The following is a 17,856-nucleotide window of genomic DNA, read 5'->3' on the forward strand; positions in this document are numbered from 1 at the left end:
TATATGAAAAATATAGGAGTGCTCGGAACGGGCATGGTGGGTAATACCATCGCCACAAAGCTCATCCGGCTGGGATATAAAGTAATGATAGGGTCAAGAACGGCCGATAACGAAAAAGCTGTTGCCTGGGCAAAAGAAAACGGCGATAATGCCAGCGCCGGCACCTTCGCGTCTGCTGCTGCCTTTGGTGATATCATTTTCAATTGCACGCTGGGTGAAATATCACTGGAGGTGATGAAGCTGGCGGGTATTGAGCATCTTCGTAATAAGATACTGATAGATGTGAGCAATCCGCTTCAATTCGCCCCCGGTCAGCGTCCGGTGCTTATTCCCGAATTATGTAATACGAATTCATTGGGAGAGGCCATTCAACATTTTTTGCCTGATACCCAGGTAGTAAAAACACTGAACATCGTGAACTGCGAGGTAATGGTAGACGCCGGCAAATGCGGAGGCGAGGCTACTATGCTGCTGGCGGGGAATAATGGGGAAGCCAAGGCCGCTGTAACTGAAATTTTACACCAGTTCGGATGGAACGATATTATTGACATGGGCAATATTGAACATGCCCGGTCCACAGAAATGATGCTGCCGGTTTGGTTGAGCGTGTTTATGGCAACAAAGAACGGACATGTGGCATTTAAAATAGTGCGGTAGTTATGCAATAAAGCAATATGAAAATTAAAAAAGGAAACACCGTTCATGGAGCGGTGTTTCCTTTTTAGTTTGACTCTTTTTCATGCTATAGCAATGATGTTATCTGTGATGAGGATTCAATTTAAACTTATTCACCGGTTGCTGCCCGCCTTTCGAAGTGGCGTAACGGTATACGAAATACCAGGTAATCAGTATCTGAAATAAGATGACCGATGGCAACAGAAATGGATAATGCATAAAAGGAGTCAGTGCATCACCATGTGCTAACATGATCGGCAGATCTATTACATTGAACACGATGATGACCCAAAGTAATGCCTTGCCCCCTTTAAAATACCACCAACAAAACAGGCCATAGGCAAATTCAACGGCGAAATTCAGAAAAGGGTGATCGATAATGCCCAATCCGAAAACCGGCGTGGTGGAAAACGGCGACAACTGAATATCTTTTTCATGGAAGACCAGGTCAATGAAGACATGCGACATAACGCCGATAGCAAAGGCTACGGCGAGCTTCCTGTTGTGATAACCCCGGCTGATCACACAAAATGAAAGCGCCGCGGCCACCACTCCTGAAAAAATTGAATGTGAATAAGGCAGGAAGTCGAGATGAACTGCGCCGCCGGAAATGGAAAAATGCTCCCAGCCCAGGTAATTAAAAAGTACCCATAATATTTCCACCAATTGCACGGAGATCAACAGCGGAAGCAGAGGGAGTGTTGATTCTTTTTTTCTTAACAGCAAAGCTGTTGCAGCATGGTTAATAGCATACATAAAATAAAGTTTGGATCTTTTTTAGGCAAAGATCCTACTGTTGCTTTACGTAGGCTTGTATGATCTGGCTATTCTTCAATAAAAACGAAGGGGCTATCCCGAACATTCGTTTGAACGTCCGGTTGAAGTGCGGAGCGTCGGAGAAACCTGCTTCCAGGGCCGCATCCGTGATGTCCCTGGCGTTAAGGATGTACTGCAGGGCTGCTAATAGCCTCACCCACAGCATATATTTCCTGATAGGAATACCGACCTGTGTCGTAAATAAGTGGATAAGCCGACTGGGAGAAAGATAGGTTATTGCTGCTAAATCTTTGATCTTTAGCGGTATAGGTTCCGGCTGTTTAAGGACTTCCAGCACTTTGACAATCCGGTCGTCCATATCCTCCTGTTCGCCTGTATGCGACAGTTCCCGGAGAAACCGGAGCGTAATATTAAAAATGCGGTCGGCAGTTGTGGTATCCGACAGCAGCGGCTTGATCCCCTCCAATAATTCTTCCACAACCGCTTCCGGGAGCGGCACCACCTTTTTACCGGCGAGGCAACTCTTCTTAAGGCCTCGCCCTGTTCTACATTCCGGGTCGATATTGATCAGCAGAAAAGTGTTGTTGTAGGTCCTGCACTCATGAGGCTCATCAGAGTCGATGATAACCGCCTGCTGTTTCATCACCGCATCCGCGGTGATGATCTCTATTTTATCCTCAAAGCTGATGGCAATCTGTAAAGCATGATGCTCATGAATAACCGTGTCAACAGCATGGCCTATATAGATAAAATACCCGGTAGAAAAAAATAATAGCGGCTGTTTCATCCCATGTAGGTTTATGTTTGGAGGGTGCCCTGATAAAGTTACATCAATGCTGCTAAATAGGATCATCAAAATCCAATTTGAGTTATATATTGCGTAACTAATTCTTGTCAACCTATGAGATACATGTTTACTTTTCTGGTCCTGCTCTGCACGATGTCTGCTTTGGGGCAAGCGGTTTTTCCTAAAGGTTTTAAGTTAATAAAAGCGGATAATTTAACGGGAAGCGATGACAGATACTCCAATGGAAAGGAGGTTTTTCAGATGCATATGTATTTTAGATCTTACGACGGCGACTACAACTGGAACGATGATAAATATAAACAACACATTGCAGAAAGCACCGGATACCCCATGTATCGGACCAAAGACAGTCTCCTGTGGGGAACGGGAAAAGTAGATGGATATTACTCCTATACAGTAATAGACTGGCATGGTGAAACCTTTGAGCTGTTTTCCCAAAACAATGATGCAGGTTTCTCCTATTACTCGAAATGGCTTATTGAAGCGATAAGGGACTATCGTAAAAGAGGAAAGGTGTTTATGTTTGAGCGAAGGTTTCGTATGCTTTATACAACTAAATAGTCAGGATGCGCTGAGGTACCCGGAAGGGGGAAAACAAATTTCTTTTAACTAACTAAAAAGCCTTTAAATCGAAAGATTTAAAGGCTTTAAAGCTTGAGAGGAGAAGGTTACACTTTCTTATATTTGAGACGAAGGAGGCGCATCGGACATCCATGCGACTTTCTGTTCCGACTGATGCTCCTGTCCAATGATGTCCCGATAGAGTTCAGGACGGCGGGCCTGAATATAACGATATCCTCCGGCCATCCGTAGTTTTTCGCGCGTGAGTGTGGCTGTGACCAATTGATCGCCAAGTTCGGTACATTCTGCCAGAATATCTCCAAAAGGATCGATTATCATAGATCGGCCGTTCCTGAGTTGATCGTGATCTACGCCAATGGGGTTAGAAAAGATGCAATAGATGGCATTATCATAGGCCCTTGCCGGTAGCCATTTCATTAACCAGTCGCGCCCTTTCATTCCTTCAAATTCCAGCCGCAAAGAAGTAGGGTCATTCTCTTTATTTTCCCATAGCCGGAGATCCACAAAACCCGCGCCTGGACGAGGTGAGGGAGTACACATGGTGGCATGTGGCATGAAAATGATTTCGGCGCCCAACAACCGCGTTGCCCTGACGTGCTCGATGATATTATTATCATAACAGATCAAAATCCCGCATTTCCAGCCAAAGAGGTCGAAAATACAGTACTCATTCCCGGGACTGATATGGGGGTTAATAAAAGGGTGTAGTTTTCTGAATTTAGCAACGAGCCCATTTTTATCCACGCATACATAGGCCTTATAGAGGCGCTGTTGTTCATCTTTTTCAAAGAGACCGGCAAGGATTACAACATCATAAGTTGCAGCAATAGCTGCCAGCTTTCTGATGGAGGGGCCTTCCGGGATCAGCTCTGCCAGGTCAAGCATTTGTTCTTTGGAAAGCTTGCTTGCAAATGTATATCCCGTGATAGAACATTCATGGAAGGCGATGACCTTTGCGCCCTGTGCGGATGCATTTGCAGTCATGCGTTCGATCGTGTCAAGATTGTAGGCTTTGTCTCCGCTGCGGTGTTCAAATTGAGCGGTCGCCATGATAAGTTTTTCCATATGGCAAAATTGCACATCGTCATTTGGAAAAAATTGTACAAACGCGACAGCTCCTTTTTTTTAGCATCACAGCCGGAGGAGATTTACCGCCAACGGTTCGGAATGTTTGTAATACTGAGACGGCGTGAGTCCTGTAATCTTCCTGAATTCCCGGATCAGATGAGCCTGATCATAGTATCCACTATCGTAGGCGCAGTGGGTGAGGTTGGGTTTGGGTGCGGCGTTTTGCAAAGATTTGACGAAGCTGAGGGTGCGCACGATGTTACAAAAATGTTTGGGGCTGAGTCCAATGGCGGTGTTGAATTTACGCTCAAGCTGTCGGGAGTGACAACCGATGCTATCGGTCAGCTGCTGAATGGTAAGCACTCCTTTGTGCCTGTGGATCAAATCCAGGGCGGTATTGACTAAAGGGTCTCCCATGAAATGATGGGTGCTGAGCATCTTCCGAAAATAAAACTCAATATGCTCTAATTTTACACTTAAACTATCGGTAGCCGCTACCGCACTTTCCAAAGCCTGACCAACGCCGGCGAAAATGTCGGAAAGAGAAATGATTTTATCGTTTAACTCGCTGGCAGGAACGTTGAGGAGGCGATAGAGGCCATGGGGATGAAAGACAATAATAATCAACCGGGCATCGCCTTGACAGCATATTTCTTTGTATTCCGTTATCTGTCCGTAACAAAAGGCAGCGGGAAGGGGCAAAGCATCAAGAAACAGCGTTTGATGAGAGGCAAGTACGATTCCGCTGCTGCCGTCCGAAAACAAACGGAGCTTTCGGCTATGATTTCCTGCTATGTTGAGGAAAAGATAATGCCTGATAAAGCCAGATAGATCTGAGGAAGGAGATACTTGCATGGGCAAACACAGGGAAAATCTTTGTCCCCGCAACTTAAAGGTAGGGTATTTAATATCAAGGCAATGAAAAAGAGGAAAACAAGGACGTCCCGACCCCTGGAAATAATTGACAGGTAATCTACGGAATAAAGAAGGGGCCAGTAAGAAAATTCTCGAAACTAAAAAGCCTCCAAATCTTTCGATTTGAAGGCTTTAAAGCTTGCGGACTGGACGGGACTCGAACCCGCGACCTCCGCCGTGACAGGGCGGCATTCTAACCGACTGAACTACCAATCCTCTTCCCCTAAGGGAGTGCGAAGGTAAAGATTTCTTTTTTTATTTTCCAACAAATCGGCAAGATTTTTTTTACGCATATCATTTTAAGAGAGCAAGGGCAAAGAATACTATTTTTGTGAAAACAGGTTCCACATAGAAAAGATACTGCACCGTCACGACTATCCGGCGCATCGTAAAACCCGTATCGCGCCCACGCCCAGCGGCTTTCTGCATCTGGGCAACGTGTTTTCTTTTGTGCTGACGGCCACGCTGGCACGCCGTTGTGGTGCTTCCATTCTCCTCAGGATAGACGATATGGACCAGCAGCGGGTAAGACCGGAATATGTGCAGGATATCTTCGATACGCTGCATTTCCTGGAAATACCCTGGGAGGAAGGGCCCCGTACGCCGGAAGACCTGAAGCGGGAATGGTCGCAGCTGCATCGTGAAGCGCTCTATCAGCAGGCACTGGAAGCGTTGAAGGCAGGAGATAAACTTTTTGCCTGCGACTGTAGCCGGTCGCGGTTACAACACACCGGCGGCGTGTATGATGGTCATTGCCTTCACCGCCAACTGCCATGGGACGCTCCTGATGTTTGCTGGCGCATCAACACGGCCACGCCATTATCCCTGGACATGCGTACGGCCAAGGGGGTGCTATCGGCCACGCTGCCAGCTGAACAGCGGTATTTTGTGGTGAGGAAAAAAGATGGCCATGCTGCCTACCAGCTGGCATCAGTAATAGACGACGATTATTTCGGGGTAGACCTGATCGTCAGAGGAGAAGACCTCTGGGATTCCACGCTGGCACAGTTATACCTGGCCCAACTGGCAGGGATGGACTGCTTCGGGGATACTACCTTTTATCATCATACCCTCCTGATGGAGACGCCCGATAAAAAACTCTCCAAGTCGGAAGGTGCTACTGCTGTACGTTACCTCCGACAGCAAGGCAAAACAAAAGCTGACGTCTTTGCTGCCATTGCCGGTATGCTTGGCATCCGGGAACACGCGGCGGACTGGCAAACGCTGGGCGGCCTGTTGCTGGATCATTACCCGGTGTTGCGGCAGCCGGTGCCAACACAATATTGAACCATTGGTAATGATTTCTTAATAGTGGTTATGTAGCTTCACACCCGAAATCATTAAACAGGGGTGTTATGAAGTATATTATTTTACTGGGAGCTTTTCAGGCATTGGTTGTATTCAGCATCTTCGTTATCAGCCATAAGAAAAGATCTTCCGATAATATATTGAGCTGGTTTTTAATGTTGGTGTTTGTCCATCTGGGCGCAGGTTTTATGCTGCATACGTTGTTCCCCCATGCGGAAATCCACAAACAGTATTACACATTTATCACGTTGATGTATGCGCCGGTGTTGTGGATGTATACTACCCACCTCTCCGGAAGATGCCAGCAGGCCCGGCGGAGCAACTACCTCCATTTCCTGCCGGCGATAGGCGCTGCGATCGTGTATTTTGCGATTGCCGGTTATATCATTGCCCACAATGGTAAAACACCGCCCGCCATCATTTATTATAACCAGACGGTGGGGTACATAGCATTGGTATCTTATCCGTTGTATGCCATACTATCGCTGTGGGAGGCCCGACGGATCCCGGCTTTCTGGCAGTCGGAAAAACAGCTGGTCCGTTTTATGGCGATCATGTTTCTGGCCACCACGCTTTTTAGCTGCCTGCTGACGGTCAATAATACCCTGTCCCCGGCTTCCCGGTTTATTATTGATACCCACCTCTGGGGTAGAATCATTACCTACATCTCACTGTTGAGTATCTGCCTGGCGATTGGCCGGGTGAGAATTTTATTTTTGATGGATACCGGCACTTCACTGCCGCTGCTGGAAAACGCCCCTCCTGTGGCTGCTGTGACAGAAGAGCCATTAGAAGAAGGGGGAATGCCGGATACCTCCTCGCTCCCGCGGAAATCTGTGCTCTCTGCCCCGCAACAAGCTGCCATCGCCGCTCAGGTGAAACAATGGATGTACGAGAAAGCACTTTATAAAGACCCTGAACTGACGCTGGATAAACTGGCCGCTGTCATGGAAATATCCCGGCATCATCTTTCAGAGGCGCTGAATCAGTACCTCGGACAGTCTTTTTATCAGTTCATCAACGAATACAGGATCCGGGAAGTGGTGAAGCTGTTAGACAAACACCGGCAGGACAAAGAAATCCCCAACATCCTTTCTCTGGCGTTTGAAGCTGGTTTCCATTCCAAGTCATCGTTTAATCAGTACTTCAAAAAAGTGACCGGTACTACCCCTTCCGCCTATATGAAAAGTAAAAATACGGTGGTAATAACCGCGCAAAGTACGGTGAATGGCGCCCTGACATGATCAGCTTAACAATTCCGTAATATTTTATAACTAATTGATTTTAAATTGATAATAATAGTCTTTGTTTGTCCCGATCGATAAAATCGTACGTCTTTATCTAGAAGGACGACTTCTGCTGACCTCCTGCTCAACTTTGCGGAAAAATATTTTTCGCCATGAGCAGCCGGCTTTTATTATTGATTTTACTCCTGCCTGTTTTCTGTACGGCACAGCAGATCAGGGGAAGTATTTTATCCAAAGAAGGTCCCTTGCCTTCGGCCACCATTGTCATCGATGGTTCCGGAACACAAACAGATCTTTCGGGGGTTTTTAACATCACCCTCCGGAAAACAGGGAAAGTGACACTGAAGATCAACTATGTGGGGTTTGCCGTTAAAACACTGGAGGTCGATGTTAAACCGGGATTAAACCAACTGGGCGCCATTATGATGGAACCTGCCAACGATGTACTGGGAGAAGTAGTGGTGAAAGGCGCTTCTGCCGGTTCACAGATACGGGCCATCAGCATCAAAAAGAATGCGCCGGGAATTATGGAGGTGCTGGCGGCAGATGCTATCGGTAAGCTGCCGGACCGTAATGCGGCGGAAGCGGTACAACGCATCCAGGGTGTTTCCATCGAGCGCGATCAGGGCGAAGGACGGTATGTGTCTGTACGCGGTACGCCTATCCAGTGGAGCGCCACCCTGCTGAATGGGAACCGCCTGCCTACGGCCAGCCTGGATTACACCGACCGCCGCATTCAGATGGATATCTTCCCATCGGAGCTGATAGAATATGTACAGTTGTCCAAAGCCATCACGCCGGATATGGAAGGCGATGCCATCGGCGGGTCTATCAACTTCATCACCAAAGCGGCGCCGCAGTCAAGGATGCTGCGCGTCAATGCAGCCGGCGGATATGGCGACCAGGCCCGCAAAGGTTCCTATAATGCGTCCATCGTTTATGGCGATCGCCTGCTGAAAGGCAAACTGGGCTTTGTATTATCAGGCGTCATTTGGGACCGTACCTCCGCCCAGGACCGTTATAACATGAACTACGATTTCGCCAATCCTAACGTAAAACAGTCCTATTCCATTACCGACCTGCAACTGCGTGATTATATTGCCCACCGCAAAACCATCGGTCTCAACGCCGGCCTGGAATACAAATTCAACGACCGGCACAAGATACAGTTCAGAGGCATCTACAGTTCTTTCCTCGACGGACAGAACGTACGCGAAACCTATTTCTATTTCAACAATAAAAACGCCACCATCACCGACAGAGCCTCTAATTACTTCACGGACCTGTATTCGGGAGAATTGAGCGGTCAGTCGGTCCTCTCCGGAAAACTGACGCTGGACTGGGCAGCGGGCATGGATAAATCGAAATTCCGCTTTAAAGACCCGGGATACTATCCCATGGCCACTTTCCAGCAGGCGGTCACCTACGAGGGACTGGCTGCTGACGGTAAAAAATACCTGGCCATGGATGCTCCTGATGGAAAAGGAGACGTGATAGACGCCGTATTACCACATATATCGGTCAACACGCCCATTACTGCCGATGCCATGAAGCTGTCGCAGGTGATTATGCTGCGCGCCACCAACTGGGAAGAGAACAAACGTTTCAGCTTCAATTTAAAATACACCCCGTCGGAAAAACTGATGCTGAAGTTCGGTGGTAAGTTCATCCATAAAGACAAGGTGGTGCAGTCTCCTTATAATATATACCTGGCGGGTATGCAGGGGGCGGCGCCTTCCATGGCCAGCCTCGGCACCGAGCCATTCCCTTACAACGGCGGTTTCCTGTCGGAAATCCATTCTCCCTATAACAATGTGGTCATCGATCAGATGGCGCTGGGAAACCTGAGATCGCTCGTAACACCGGAAGGTATCCAACAGTATAAGCTGTATCCTTTCCAGGTGGATTCCGCTACCAATGCGTCTGGCGCTACCAAATACTTCAGTGGTGTGGAAAACGTATATGCGCTTTACGTGATGGGAGAATATAAGGTCTCCGAAAAAATCACGCTGACCGGCGGTATCCGCAACGAGTACAATAAAGTAACATTTAACGGCAGCAAAGTAAATGGCAAGCAGGTGACGGCTATCACGCAGGACAATAGTTACAATGCTTTTCTGCCCATGCTGCACATGAAATACAATGTAACGGACAAGGATATACTCCGTATAGCGTATACCCGCAGCTTCGCCCGGGCGGATTTCAATAATCTGAATCCCGGTACCACACAGGATGACGCCAATAAACTGATCACCCGGGGCAATGCCGGCCTGAGACCTACGTTCGCCAATAATTTCGACCTGATGGCCGAGCATTATTTCGGCGGTATCGGTATGGTCAATGTGGGTGCTTTCTACAAAAAACTTACGGATCTGGTATATACCAATCAATCTTCCGAAAACATCAACGGCATACAGTATACGGTAAGCGAGCCACAGAACCTGCAAGGGGCCTGGCTGGCAGGCTTTGAGGCTGGTTTTGTAAAAAGATTCACCGGCTTGCCGGGCTTATGGAAAGGATTGGGGGTAGATGTAAACTATACCTATACCGATTCCAGAGTAAAAATCCCCCGCTTTGTGAATAACGAGAAGATCGAAGACAACAGCGTGATTCCTAAACAGGCCAAACATATCTTCAACGCTTCGCTGCTGTATGAATACGGGAAGTTCATGGCCAGAATCGCTGGTAACTACAAAGGCAAATACCTGGACGTGATCCGTCAGGCTGCCGGCCCCGACCACTACCGCTGGTATGCGGAGAATTTTACGGTCGACTTTTCCGCGTCCTATGCTATCACGCCAAAGATCCGGACATTCCTGGAGCTGAACAATATTACCAATGCGCCGGTGCGCTACTATCACGGCACTTTTGATCGGGTGGAGCAGGCCGAATGGTATGCTCTCCGTGGACAGCTGGGCGTGAGCGTGAAAATTTTCTAACAACAAAAAATCAATTGACGATGCAGACAACTATCACCCGTGCGTTGGGAACAATGCTGATGGCCTGTGCTACCACTATTTGCGGGGCACAGTCGCTGGACACACTTAAGATAAATCAGGTACAGGTACTGGGCACGCACAACAGCTACGCCCGCCCTGTGGATTCTGCGGTACTGGCTTTGGTAGATCCTATTATTGAAAAGGTGGGCCAGACCTTTATGAAGAGCATGTCGAAGGAACAGCTGGCATCTTTTCAGGAGTTTCATCCTAATTCAATGAAGTTGGGTGAAGGACTACGTTACAACCATCCTCCGTTTGACGTGCAGCTGGACGCGGGTATAAGAAGCATCGAGATAGATGTGTATAACGATCCTACCGGTAACCGTTTTAATGATCCAGCCACTTATCGGATACTGCGTCAGAAAGGGGTGACCAACCTGGCGCCTTTTGATACCAAAGACCTGGACAAACCGGGTTTCAAAGTGTTGCACATGGCGGATATTGATTTCCGTACCCACTATACCACGTTTAAAGCCGCGTTGTCGGCCATGCGTTCCTGGTCTGACGCACATCCGGGTCACTTCCCTATCTATGTGATGATTGAAGCGAAAGACAAAGGCATTCCGTTATTCCCCGGCTCCGCGGTGGTGCTGCCTTTCGATGAGAAGGCCTTTGATGCGCTGGACCAGGAAGTGATTGCTCAGCTGGGCAGGGACAAACTCATCACGCCGGATGATGTACATGGTAAATATCCTACGCTGCGTGATGCCGTGCTGGCTAAAAACTGGCCAACCGTAAAAGCTGCCAGCGGTAAATTCATTTTCCTGTTGCTGCCGTCTACTGCGGGCATGAACCTGGTGTCTGACTATGCTAAAAACAGGCCTAACCTCGAAGGCCGGGTGATGTTCATGCAGTCGGCGCCACAGGACAGCTATGCCGCGTTCTTGCTGTTGGACAACGCCATCGTGCGCCAGCAGGAGATACAGCAGGCCGCGCAACAGGGTTTTCTGATCAGGACCCGTTCTGATATTGAAACGTACGAGGCGAAAGTAAATGATCATACCCGCGCCGAGGCAGCGTTTAAAAGTGGCGCGCAGATTATCTCCACCGACTTTTTCCGTCCGGGAAATAGTTATGGTACACCCTATTTTGTAACCCTGCCGGGTGGCGGGGAGGCAAGACCTAATCCCGTGAATACTGCGAAGTAATCAGGGTTTGTTTCTATGCAGCAGCATCACTTCTTCAGCGGTGATGCTGTTGTTTTTTTTGGGGGAATAATTCGCAATAGGCAGCGCTGTAAGTTTGCCCGATGCAACGAGTATAACGGAGATGCCTATATTATCAAAAGCGACGGTCGACCCTGGCGCCGGCGAAAGTGATAGCCATGGTATTATTGGCCAGGAAGGACGTCCTTTCGGGGATCTTCCCTGTAATTCCTTGCAGGTAAGGGGCATAAGGATATGGTTATTTTGTGTTATATCGACTCAAGTGGTTGGTAGTCAAATAATAAGGTAAGGTTGCCTCACAAGATGGTTTTTTGGTTATAATAACGGGAATGCCTATCTTGTATCAGAATACGAATACAACCAAACCAAACCATACCCAAAAACCATTTCCCATGAATTCCCAGCAGTATATGGAACTGTACTGGCAGCAATTGAAGGATCTGGGTCTGAGCAATGAGATGATTAACCTGTACCGCCAGCAGATGGAACAGTCGATGAACACGACGGACCAATTATTACCGTTTGCTGAAAATATCAAACAGTTTAATCAGTTTTTCACCGGCGACGATGCTGATGAAGAAGCGCTTAGCCGGGAGCCAGAAGCCGTTTTGCTGAATAAAACCAGCCTATTAACCCAGGAGCAACAATGGGCCGTCGCTTGCGGGGCCGATCTGGCTTTCCTCAATGGCCAATACCTTAACGACATTACAACAGGCATCTCTAAGCAGGACTGCCGACAGTTACTTTCCGAATGGTGGGACATCGATAGCCCGGAGGAATTGTACGACATGTTCGCCTGGCTCCGTGAAAGCGGCCACCGGATTGACTATGACATCATCCTTCAGGCGATCAACAGCGTATCCATGAAGGAAAGCAAAGCCTTTCTGCGGGAGTATATCGCGGCCAACGAGCTGGAAGAAGCGGTGGTGATGGAGCGCCTGCGTAATACCCGCGATGCGCTGGAGCTGTTCCGCAGCAAACAACTTATCCACGACAAGTTGCAGCCGGATATGCTGATATGGGATTTTGCCCGTATCATCAATCTCTCCAGAGCAGGATTTGACGCGGGCCACATCGGGTATGAAGCGGCCATAGAGCAGATCATGTCCTGCGTGCCGGTGATACGGCGTACCTATAGCTCCTGGAAACACCTGTCCCTGTCCTATCAGTTTGCCCGCTGCGTATGGAACGGCGTGGAGGAAGACAGCTTCCAGGCGTTGCAGAACAATATGAATTATCTGTTGCAGACACCGGACAGCCCCTGGGTGGTGCTGCCGTGGAAGGCATAGCCTATAACATATCAAACAACTTATTACGGGCCAGCAGGGAGGCGCCAATAACGCCGGCCCTGCTGCCCAGTTTGGACAGCTTGTACTGCGTGTCGTTGTTCACCAGGCTCAGGGAATATTTATTAATAGCGCTTCTCAGCGGGAGGAAAATCGTTTCTCCCGTGGCCGACAAAGCCCCGCCTAAAATAATCAGCTCCGGATTATACAGGTTGATCAGAATGGCAATACCCTTGCCCAGTTTCTCTCCGATAGCGGCAATCAGTTCTATGGCCAGCGTATCGTCGTGGTTGGCGGCGTCCAGAATGTCTTCCAGTGTGATATCCTTTACCGGTACTTTTTTGGTGATGCCGGAAGTGGCGCCTTCAGCGATCCGTTGTTTAAACTGCCGCACCAGGGCCTGACCGGACGTTTCAGTTTCGAGGCAGCCTTTTTTACCACAATGGCAGAGGATCTCGTTCTCAAAAAAGGGAATATGGCCAAACTCCCCGGCAAAACCGGACTTACCGTAATACAATTCCCCGTTGATCATAACGCCAAGGGCTATACCGTAATCGGCATTGATGAAAATCACGTTCTTCTCGTTTTTCACCACTCCGTTGCAGAACTCGCCATAGGCCATAGAGCGGGAGTCGTTTTCCACATAGGTTTTGATGCCCAGTTTACCTTCTATGATACGGGTGAGGGGTTCTTCATTAAAATAAAAGTAGCTGTAGCTGTAGCCGGTGCGGTAGTTGATACGGCCCGACAGGTTGATGCAGATACTGGAAATTTTTTTGGAAATGCCTTTCAGCTCTTTGATGAACTGGTTGATCAGCCGGCAAAGCTCATCCAGGGAGGCGGCCGTGTTGCTCAGCTCATAGGGGATCTTTTCCTGGAATTTGACCAGTTCCTTCTGAAAATTGAGCAGGCCGATGTTAATATGATTGTTTTTTACTTCCACTCCCAGAAAGAAGAGGGAATTGGATTCCAGCCCATACAGGTTGGGCCGGCGGCCAACGGTAGATTCCGTTTTGCCATAATCCTTTACCAGTCCGGCTTCCATCAGCTCATTGATCAGCTCTGCGATCTTAGGCGAACTTACATTCAACACTTTGCTAAGGTCAGCGATGGTGGTATTGCCCTGGTTGGCAAACCACGACAGGATACTTTTCTTCAGCTGCAGGTTTTTATAAGCAACGCCGGTTATCTCCTCGTTATACAGATCACTGAGAAATGAGTTATTTCTTGCCATGTATGGTTGATAAAGGATTTGATAGATGATACCAAGATAATCAATTTCCCCCATTTGCTCCATCTGGCTACCAGACAAGAAAAACCCCCGGTGTAGACCGGGGGAACTCATAACGCTATAAAATTATCGTCCTTGTCTTAGACGTTAACTGACACATGAGCGGATTGTCTATAGTACATAATACCTTCTTTCTGTTTCCAATACTTCCTCCTGTGGTTCGTATTGTTCCTGTAACATCTGCCGCAGATCTTTTTCAATATTGCGGGCAATGGTAGTTACCGGCGTATCTGTCGGTTTATTTTCAAATGGGTCCTGTAAGTTGATGCCCATCTTTTCTATCAGCAGGAAAGAAGAGGCGATGGCGATCACCAATGGTATCTCCATAAAGCCCAACACATCTATCAGGGCAAAAGGCAACAACAGGATAAAAAAGATCAGGGTGAAGTGGGTATACAGGCTGTAAGTAGCCGGGAATACCGTGTTTTTGATCCTTTCGCATTTACCCATGGAATCACACAGGCGTGATAAGGTCTGGTCTATGCTTACCTGCTGGTACTGGTTGATCCAGCCATTGTTCAGCGCTTCTTTCAGGTCTTTACCATGTAAAAGCAACAAGGCAGCCGGTACATTATCATACTTCATCAAGTGGTTTAACTCCCTTCTTGTTATTAACCTGTCCAACCCTTTTACCGGATCCGTTTTTCTTAATGTCTGGCCAAGACTGTAACACCAGGCTGCCTGCCGCTTTACAAACCGTTCCTGAAAATGCTGCAGTTCTTCTGATTGATACGTTGCATCCATCAAACTTAAGACCTGTCTTGTCAGGGAACGGGAATCGTTAACGATAGCGCCCCATATGCTCCGGGCTTCCCACCAGCGGTCATATGCCTGGTTGGAACGGAAGGCCAGCAGCAGCGATAACACGGTGCCTAATACCATGGGTACGGCTATCGGGATAACGATGAATGTCAAATCAAATCGGTAATAAAGTGTGCTGATGACCATGGTATACACCGCTACCAGCAGCATCTCGTATTTAATTTTACCGAATACATATTTTAAGGGGATATTTTTCTTTAGTAACATAGCACCCTGTTTTTTAGCGGTTTATTCTGTAGCCATCAACAATGCGGAGATCGTTGATTTGGCGATTATCTTCCGGGTAGAGCCGGTCAATGTTGTTTTGATTAAAGGATATTTGGAAGCAGCAATCAGCTTCGTCGGATTGTAACTTCTCTTCGATGGGCAAACAAAATCGTTGTCCGTAGGCTGTAAAATCACATCGATGTTCTGTGCCAGGCAGAAATTGCGGAATGCCACTCTGGTATTGCCGTGGAAGAATTCCACTTTCAGTTTGTTGACAGAAGAAGCATATTTATTACGGATGATCTCACAACCATCTTTAAAATCGGCGGTGATCAATTCGATATGCCTACTGTTACGGGTATACGTAATAAAGTCAAACAATGAATCAGGCATATGCAGGGCGTGCATAAAAATGATATTTACAGACTCGTTGGGGTAGTGTGCTACAACGCTGTGCACATATCCCAGTGAACGTATGGAGAAGTCGGTCGGAATGAGTATATTTTTCATAGCTGTTGCTTTTATGATCACAAAACTACCAGCCTGCGGTTAGGAAGCGGTAAGAAGGGGGTTAAAAGGTGGTAAGAATGTGGTAAGAAAACGGTAAGAATAGCGAACGCTACAGTGGAAGTTCAACCCTGATCTCGGTTCCCACGTTTACATGGCTCTCTACGAGGATATCGCCTTTATGCATCCGGATGATGTTCATGGCCAGCGGCAATCCGATGCCGTAGCCTTTAAAAAGGCCGGTATTAGAGGCGCGGAAGAAGGGGGAGAAGATATATGGGATATCAGCGGGGGGAATACCGATACCCTGATCTTTTATATTGATGATCACTTTCTGGTCGGTAGCGGCGAGCGCAATGGAAACGGGTTGGTTGTTGGAATACTTGATGGCGTTCATCACAATATTGCTCAGTGCCAGTTCCAGCAGTTGTTCGTTGCCGTTGACAGACAGTTTCTCTTCCTCTTCGGGGAACAGGCTGTAGTCTATCTCCACTTTGTTGCCGGGGTGAATTTTGTCAACGGTGCTTTTGATGGTAAACAACAGCTCGTCCATGCGTACAAGGCCCCAGTCCTGCTTTTTGCCGTCGAAGCCGGTCTGTGCCAGGTGTAGCAGGCTTTTGGTGATGTGTTCCAGCCGGCCTGCCTCGCTGAGGATGCTGCGCAGGGCGGCCATATAATTTTCGGGCGTTCTGTTTTTATTGAGGGCCAGTTCTGCTTCCCCGATGATGGCGGTCAGCGGGGTGCTCAGTTCATGGGAGGCATTGCTGACGAAGTTGTTCTGTGTTTCAAAGGCGGTCTCCAGCCGGTCCAGCATATTGTTGAAGGTGGTGGCCAGTTCATCTATTTCGTCGCGGCTGTCTTTGGCATTGAGCCGCAGGTGCAGGTTGCGCGAGCTGATGCTCTTTACCTGATGCATGATGTCCCGGATAGGCCGGAAAATATAGCGGGAGAAGAAGATGCCCACGGTGATCAGGATGGCCGACGATACCACAAAGCAGATCAGCAGGATTTTACGTAACCATCCCAGGTATTCGCTGCTGTACTGGTTAATCGCCGATACGATAACGATATACAGTCCCTGTTTGCTTTTATACAACACCCCTTCATAGAAGCGGTTGCCATCCCGGTGGGTGGCCTTACTGTTGGCCAGTACCTGCTGATAGAAGCTGACAGGCAGTTTCAGGCTACTGTCCTGTTGTACATGGTCGGTACCGGTTACCTGCAGCAGGTATTCTTTTTCCGCGGGAAGTTTTTCCAGGTGTTCGTCCCGTATCTCGTTGTAGATCACGGAATCGGCCTCATAGTAGGGGAGGGAGGCCCGGGCGGTAAGGTAGGCGCGTATTTCGAGCCGTTTATAAAAATCTTCGAAGGAATGTTGGTTGGCAAAATAATACACAAGAACGCTCATCACCATAATTGTAGAGATGGTGAGACCGGCAAAGATGAGCAGTATTTTAGTGCGTATTTTCATCCGCCGTTTGTTCCTTTAACATATAACCCAGTCCTGTTACGGTTTGTATCAGTTCAGGGAGATTGTTTTTGTTGATTTTTTTCCGGAGATAGTTGATATAGACGTCCACCACTTTGGTGTTCATATTAAAGTCGATGCCCCACACCTGTTCCAGTATTTCCATGCGGGATAATACTTTGCGGGGATTTTTCATCAGGTATTCCAGCAGGCGGTATTCCGTGGCGGTGAGCTGTATGGTTTTACCCTGTCTGCTGGCCGCTTTAGTGTCGGTATTCAGCTCCAGGTCGCCTACCTGTAGCACGCCCTGTTGTTCAGGGACGGTAACGGGAGCGGCTATATTATTTTTCCGTCGCAGCAGGCTGCGGATACGGGCTTCCAGTTCTGCCAGCTTGAAAGGCTTTACCAGATAGTCATCTGCGCCGCTGTCGAGGCCCATCACGATGTTTTCGGTGGTGCCCAGCGCGGTGAGCATGAGGATGGGCGTGGCTACCTGCGCAGCACGCAGGGCGCGGCATACCTCTATGCCGTTCATGTTGGGGAGCATCACGTCCAGTATGATCAGTAAGAAAGAGGGGTTGTCGAGCGCCATACGCAACCCGCTGGCGCCATCAGGCGCTACGCTCACTTCATAGCCTGCTTCCGCCAAACCGCGCGTGATCACGGATACTACCGCCGGTTCGTCCTCTACTAATAATAATTTCATACACGACAAATATAGGGCATGTCG

At 48.3% G+C, this 17,856-nt stretch carries 17 protein-coding genes and 1 tRNA gene; 7 read left to right on the plus strand and 11 right to left on the minus strand.

The window, feature by feature from the left end; all coding sequences use genetic code 11:
- Positions 1–3 precede the first annotated feature (3 nt).
- On the plus strand, positions 4–657 hold the full coding sequence (locus tag ICL55_RS25605) for an NADPH-dependent F420 reductase (RefSeq protein ID WP_188102834.1): 654 nt from the start codon (positions 4–6) through the stop codon (positions 655–657).
- Positions 658–756: 99 nt separating this feature from the next.
- On the opposite strand, the gene ICL55_RS25610 is transcribed toward ICL55_RS25605, so the two are convergent.
- On the minus strand, positions 757–1,431 hold the full coding sequence (locus tag ICL55_RS25610) for a hypothetical protein (protein ID WP_188102836.1): 675 nt from the start codon (positions 1,429–1,431) through the stop codon (positions 757–759).
- A gap of 34 nt (positions 1,432–1,465) precedes the next feature.
- Entirely contained in the window at positions 1,466–2,239 is a 774-nt protein-coding gene (locus tag ICL55_RS25615) for an AraC family transcriptional regulator (protein WP_188102838.1), read from the minus strand.
- A gap of 114 nt (positions 2,240–2,353) precedes the next feature.
- On the opposite strand from ICL55_RS25615, the gene ICL55_RS25620 reads away from it, so the two are divergent.
- On the plus strand, positions 2,354–2,821 hold the full coding sequence (locus ICL55_RS25620) for a hypothetical protein (protein ID WP_188102841.1): 468 nt from the start codon (positions 2,354–2,356) through the stop codon (positions 2,819–2,821).
- 117 nt (positions 2,822–2,938) lie between these two features.
- On the opposite strand, the gene ICL55_RS25625 is transcribed toward ICL55_RS25620, so the two are convergent.
- The 3 genes from ICL55_RS25625 to ICL55_RS25635 all read right to left on the minus strand — a co-directional run bounded on the left by ICL55_RS25625 (position 2,939) and on the right by ICL55_RS25635 (position 5,041).
- On the minus strand, positions 2,939–3,907 hold the full coding sequence (locus tag ICL55_RS25625) for a nitrilase family protein (protein WP_188102844.1): 969 nt from the start codon (positions 3,905–3,907) through the stop codon (positions 2,939–2,941).
- A 66-nt stretch (positions 3,908–3,973) separates the two neighbouring features.
- Positions 3,974–4,765, minus strand: coding sequence for a helix-turn-helix domain-containing protein (locus ICL55_RS25630; protein WP_188102847.1), 792 nt, complete (start codon positions 4,763–4,765; stop codon positions 3,974–3,976).
- A gap of 202 nt (positions 4,766–4,967) precedes the next feature.
- A tRNA-Asp gene (locus ICL55_RS25635) sits at positions 4,968–5,041 on the minus strand.
- A 183-nt stretch (positions 5,042–5,224) separates the two neighbouring features.
- Here ICL55_RS25635 and ICL55_RS25640 point away from each other — a divergent pair.
- From ICL55_RS25640 to ICL55_RS25655, 4 genes are all read left to right on the plus strand, one after another.
- Positions 5,225–6,112 carry a glutamate--tRNA ligase family protein gene (locus ICL55_RS25640; protein WP_343067882.1) on the plus strand — a complete coding sequence of 296 codons (888 nt, stop codon included), beginning with the start codon at positions 5,225–5,227 and terminating at the stop codon, positions 6,110–6,112.
- A gap of 68 nt (positions 6,113–6,180) precedes the next feature.
- Positions 6,181–7,377 (plus strand): helix-turn-helix domain-containing protein, encoded by a 1,197-nt coding sequence (locus ICL55_RS25645; RefSeq protein WP_188102849.1) that lies wholly within the window; start codon positions 6,181–6,183, stop codon positions 7,375–7,377.
- Positions 7,378–7,532: 155 nt separating this feature from the next.
- Positions 7,533–10,319 (plus strand): TonB-dependent receptor, encoded by a 2,787-nt coding sequence (locus tag ICL55_RS25650; protein WP_188102852.1) that lies wholly within the window; start codon positions 7,533–7,535, stop codon positions 10,317–10,319.
- Between the two features lie 20 nt (positions 10,320–10,339).
- On the plus strand, positions 10,340–11,527 hold the full coding sequence (locus tag ICL55_RS25655; protein WP_188102854.1) for a Ca2+-dependent phosphoinositide-specific phospholipase C: 1,188 nt from the start codon (positions 10,340–10,342) through the stop codon (positions 11,525–11,527).
- Here the strand turns inward: ICL55_RS25655 and ICL55_RS25660 are convergent, their stop codons facing one another.
- Positions 11,528–11,773 (minus strand): hypothetical protein, encoded by a 246-nt coding sequence (locus ICL55_RS25660; protein WP_188102856.1) that lies wholly within the window; start codon positions 11,771–11,773, stop codon positions 11,528–11,530. It abuts the gene before it with no gap.
- 164 nt (positions 11,774–11,937) lie between these two features.
- Here ICL55_RS25660 and ICL55_RS25665 point away from each other — a divergent pair, with 164 nt between their 5' ends.
- The gene (locus tag ICL55_RS25665) at positions 11,938–12,834 is read left to right on the plus strand and encodes a DUF1266 domain-containing protein (RefSeq protein WP_188102859.1); all 897 of its coding nucleotides are present in this window, start codon (positions 11,938–11,940) and stop codon (positions 12,832–12,834) included.
- Between the two features lies 1 nt (position 12,835).
- Here the strand turns inward: ICL55_RS25665 and ICL55_RS25670 are convergent, their stop codons facing one another.
- From ICL55_RS25670 to ICL55_RS25690, 5 genes are all read right to left on the minus strand, one after another.
- On the minus strand, positions 12,836–14,065 hold the full coding sequence (locus ICL55_RS25670; RefSeq protein ID WP_188102861.1) for an ROK family transcriptional regulator: 1,230 nt from the start codon (positions 14,063–14,065) through the stop codon (positions 12,836–12,838).
- 168 nt (positions 14,066–14,233) lie between these two features.
- Positions 14,234–15,151, minus strand: a complete 918-nt coding sequence (locus tag ICL55_RS25675; protein WP_188102863.1) for a bestrophin family protein — start codon at positions 15,149–15,151, stop codon at positions 14,234–14,236.
- Between the two features lie 21 nt (positions 15,152–15,172).
- Positions 15,173–15,661, minus strand: a complete 489-nt coding sequence (locus tag ICL55_RS25680; RefSeq protein ID WP_188102865.1) for a hypothetical protein — start codon at positions 15,659–15,661, stop codon at positions 15,173–15,175.
- Positions 15,662–15,770: 109 nt separating this feature from the next.
- Complete coding sequence (locus ICL55_RS25685) at positions 15,771–17,129, minus strand: sensor histidine kinase (RefSeq protein WP_188102867.1); 1,359 nt, start codon at positions 17,127–17,129, stop codon at positions 15,771–15,773.
- Positions 17,113–17,832, minus strand: a complete 720-nt coding sequence (locus ICL55_RS25690) for a response regulator transcription factor (protein ID WP_188102869.1) — start codon at positions 17,830–17,832, stop codon at positions 17,113–17,115. Before ICL55_RS25690 ends, ICL55_RS25685 begins: the two co-directional genes overlap by 17 nt.
- Positions 17,833–17,856 lie beyond the last annotated feature (24 nt).

Source organism: Chitinophaga varians (assembly GCF_014529945.1).
Lineage (GTDB): Bacteria > Bacteroidota > Bacteroidia > Chitinophagales > Chitinophagaceae > Chitinophaga > Chitinophaga varians.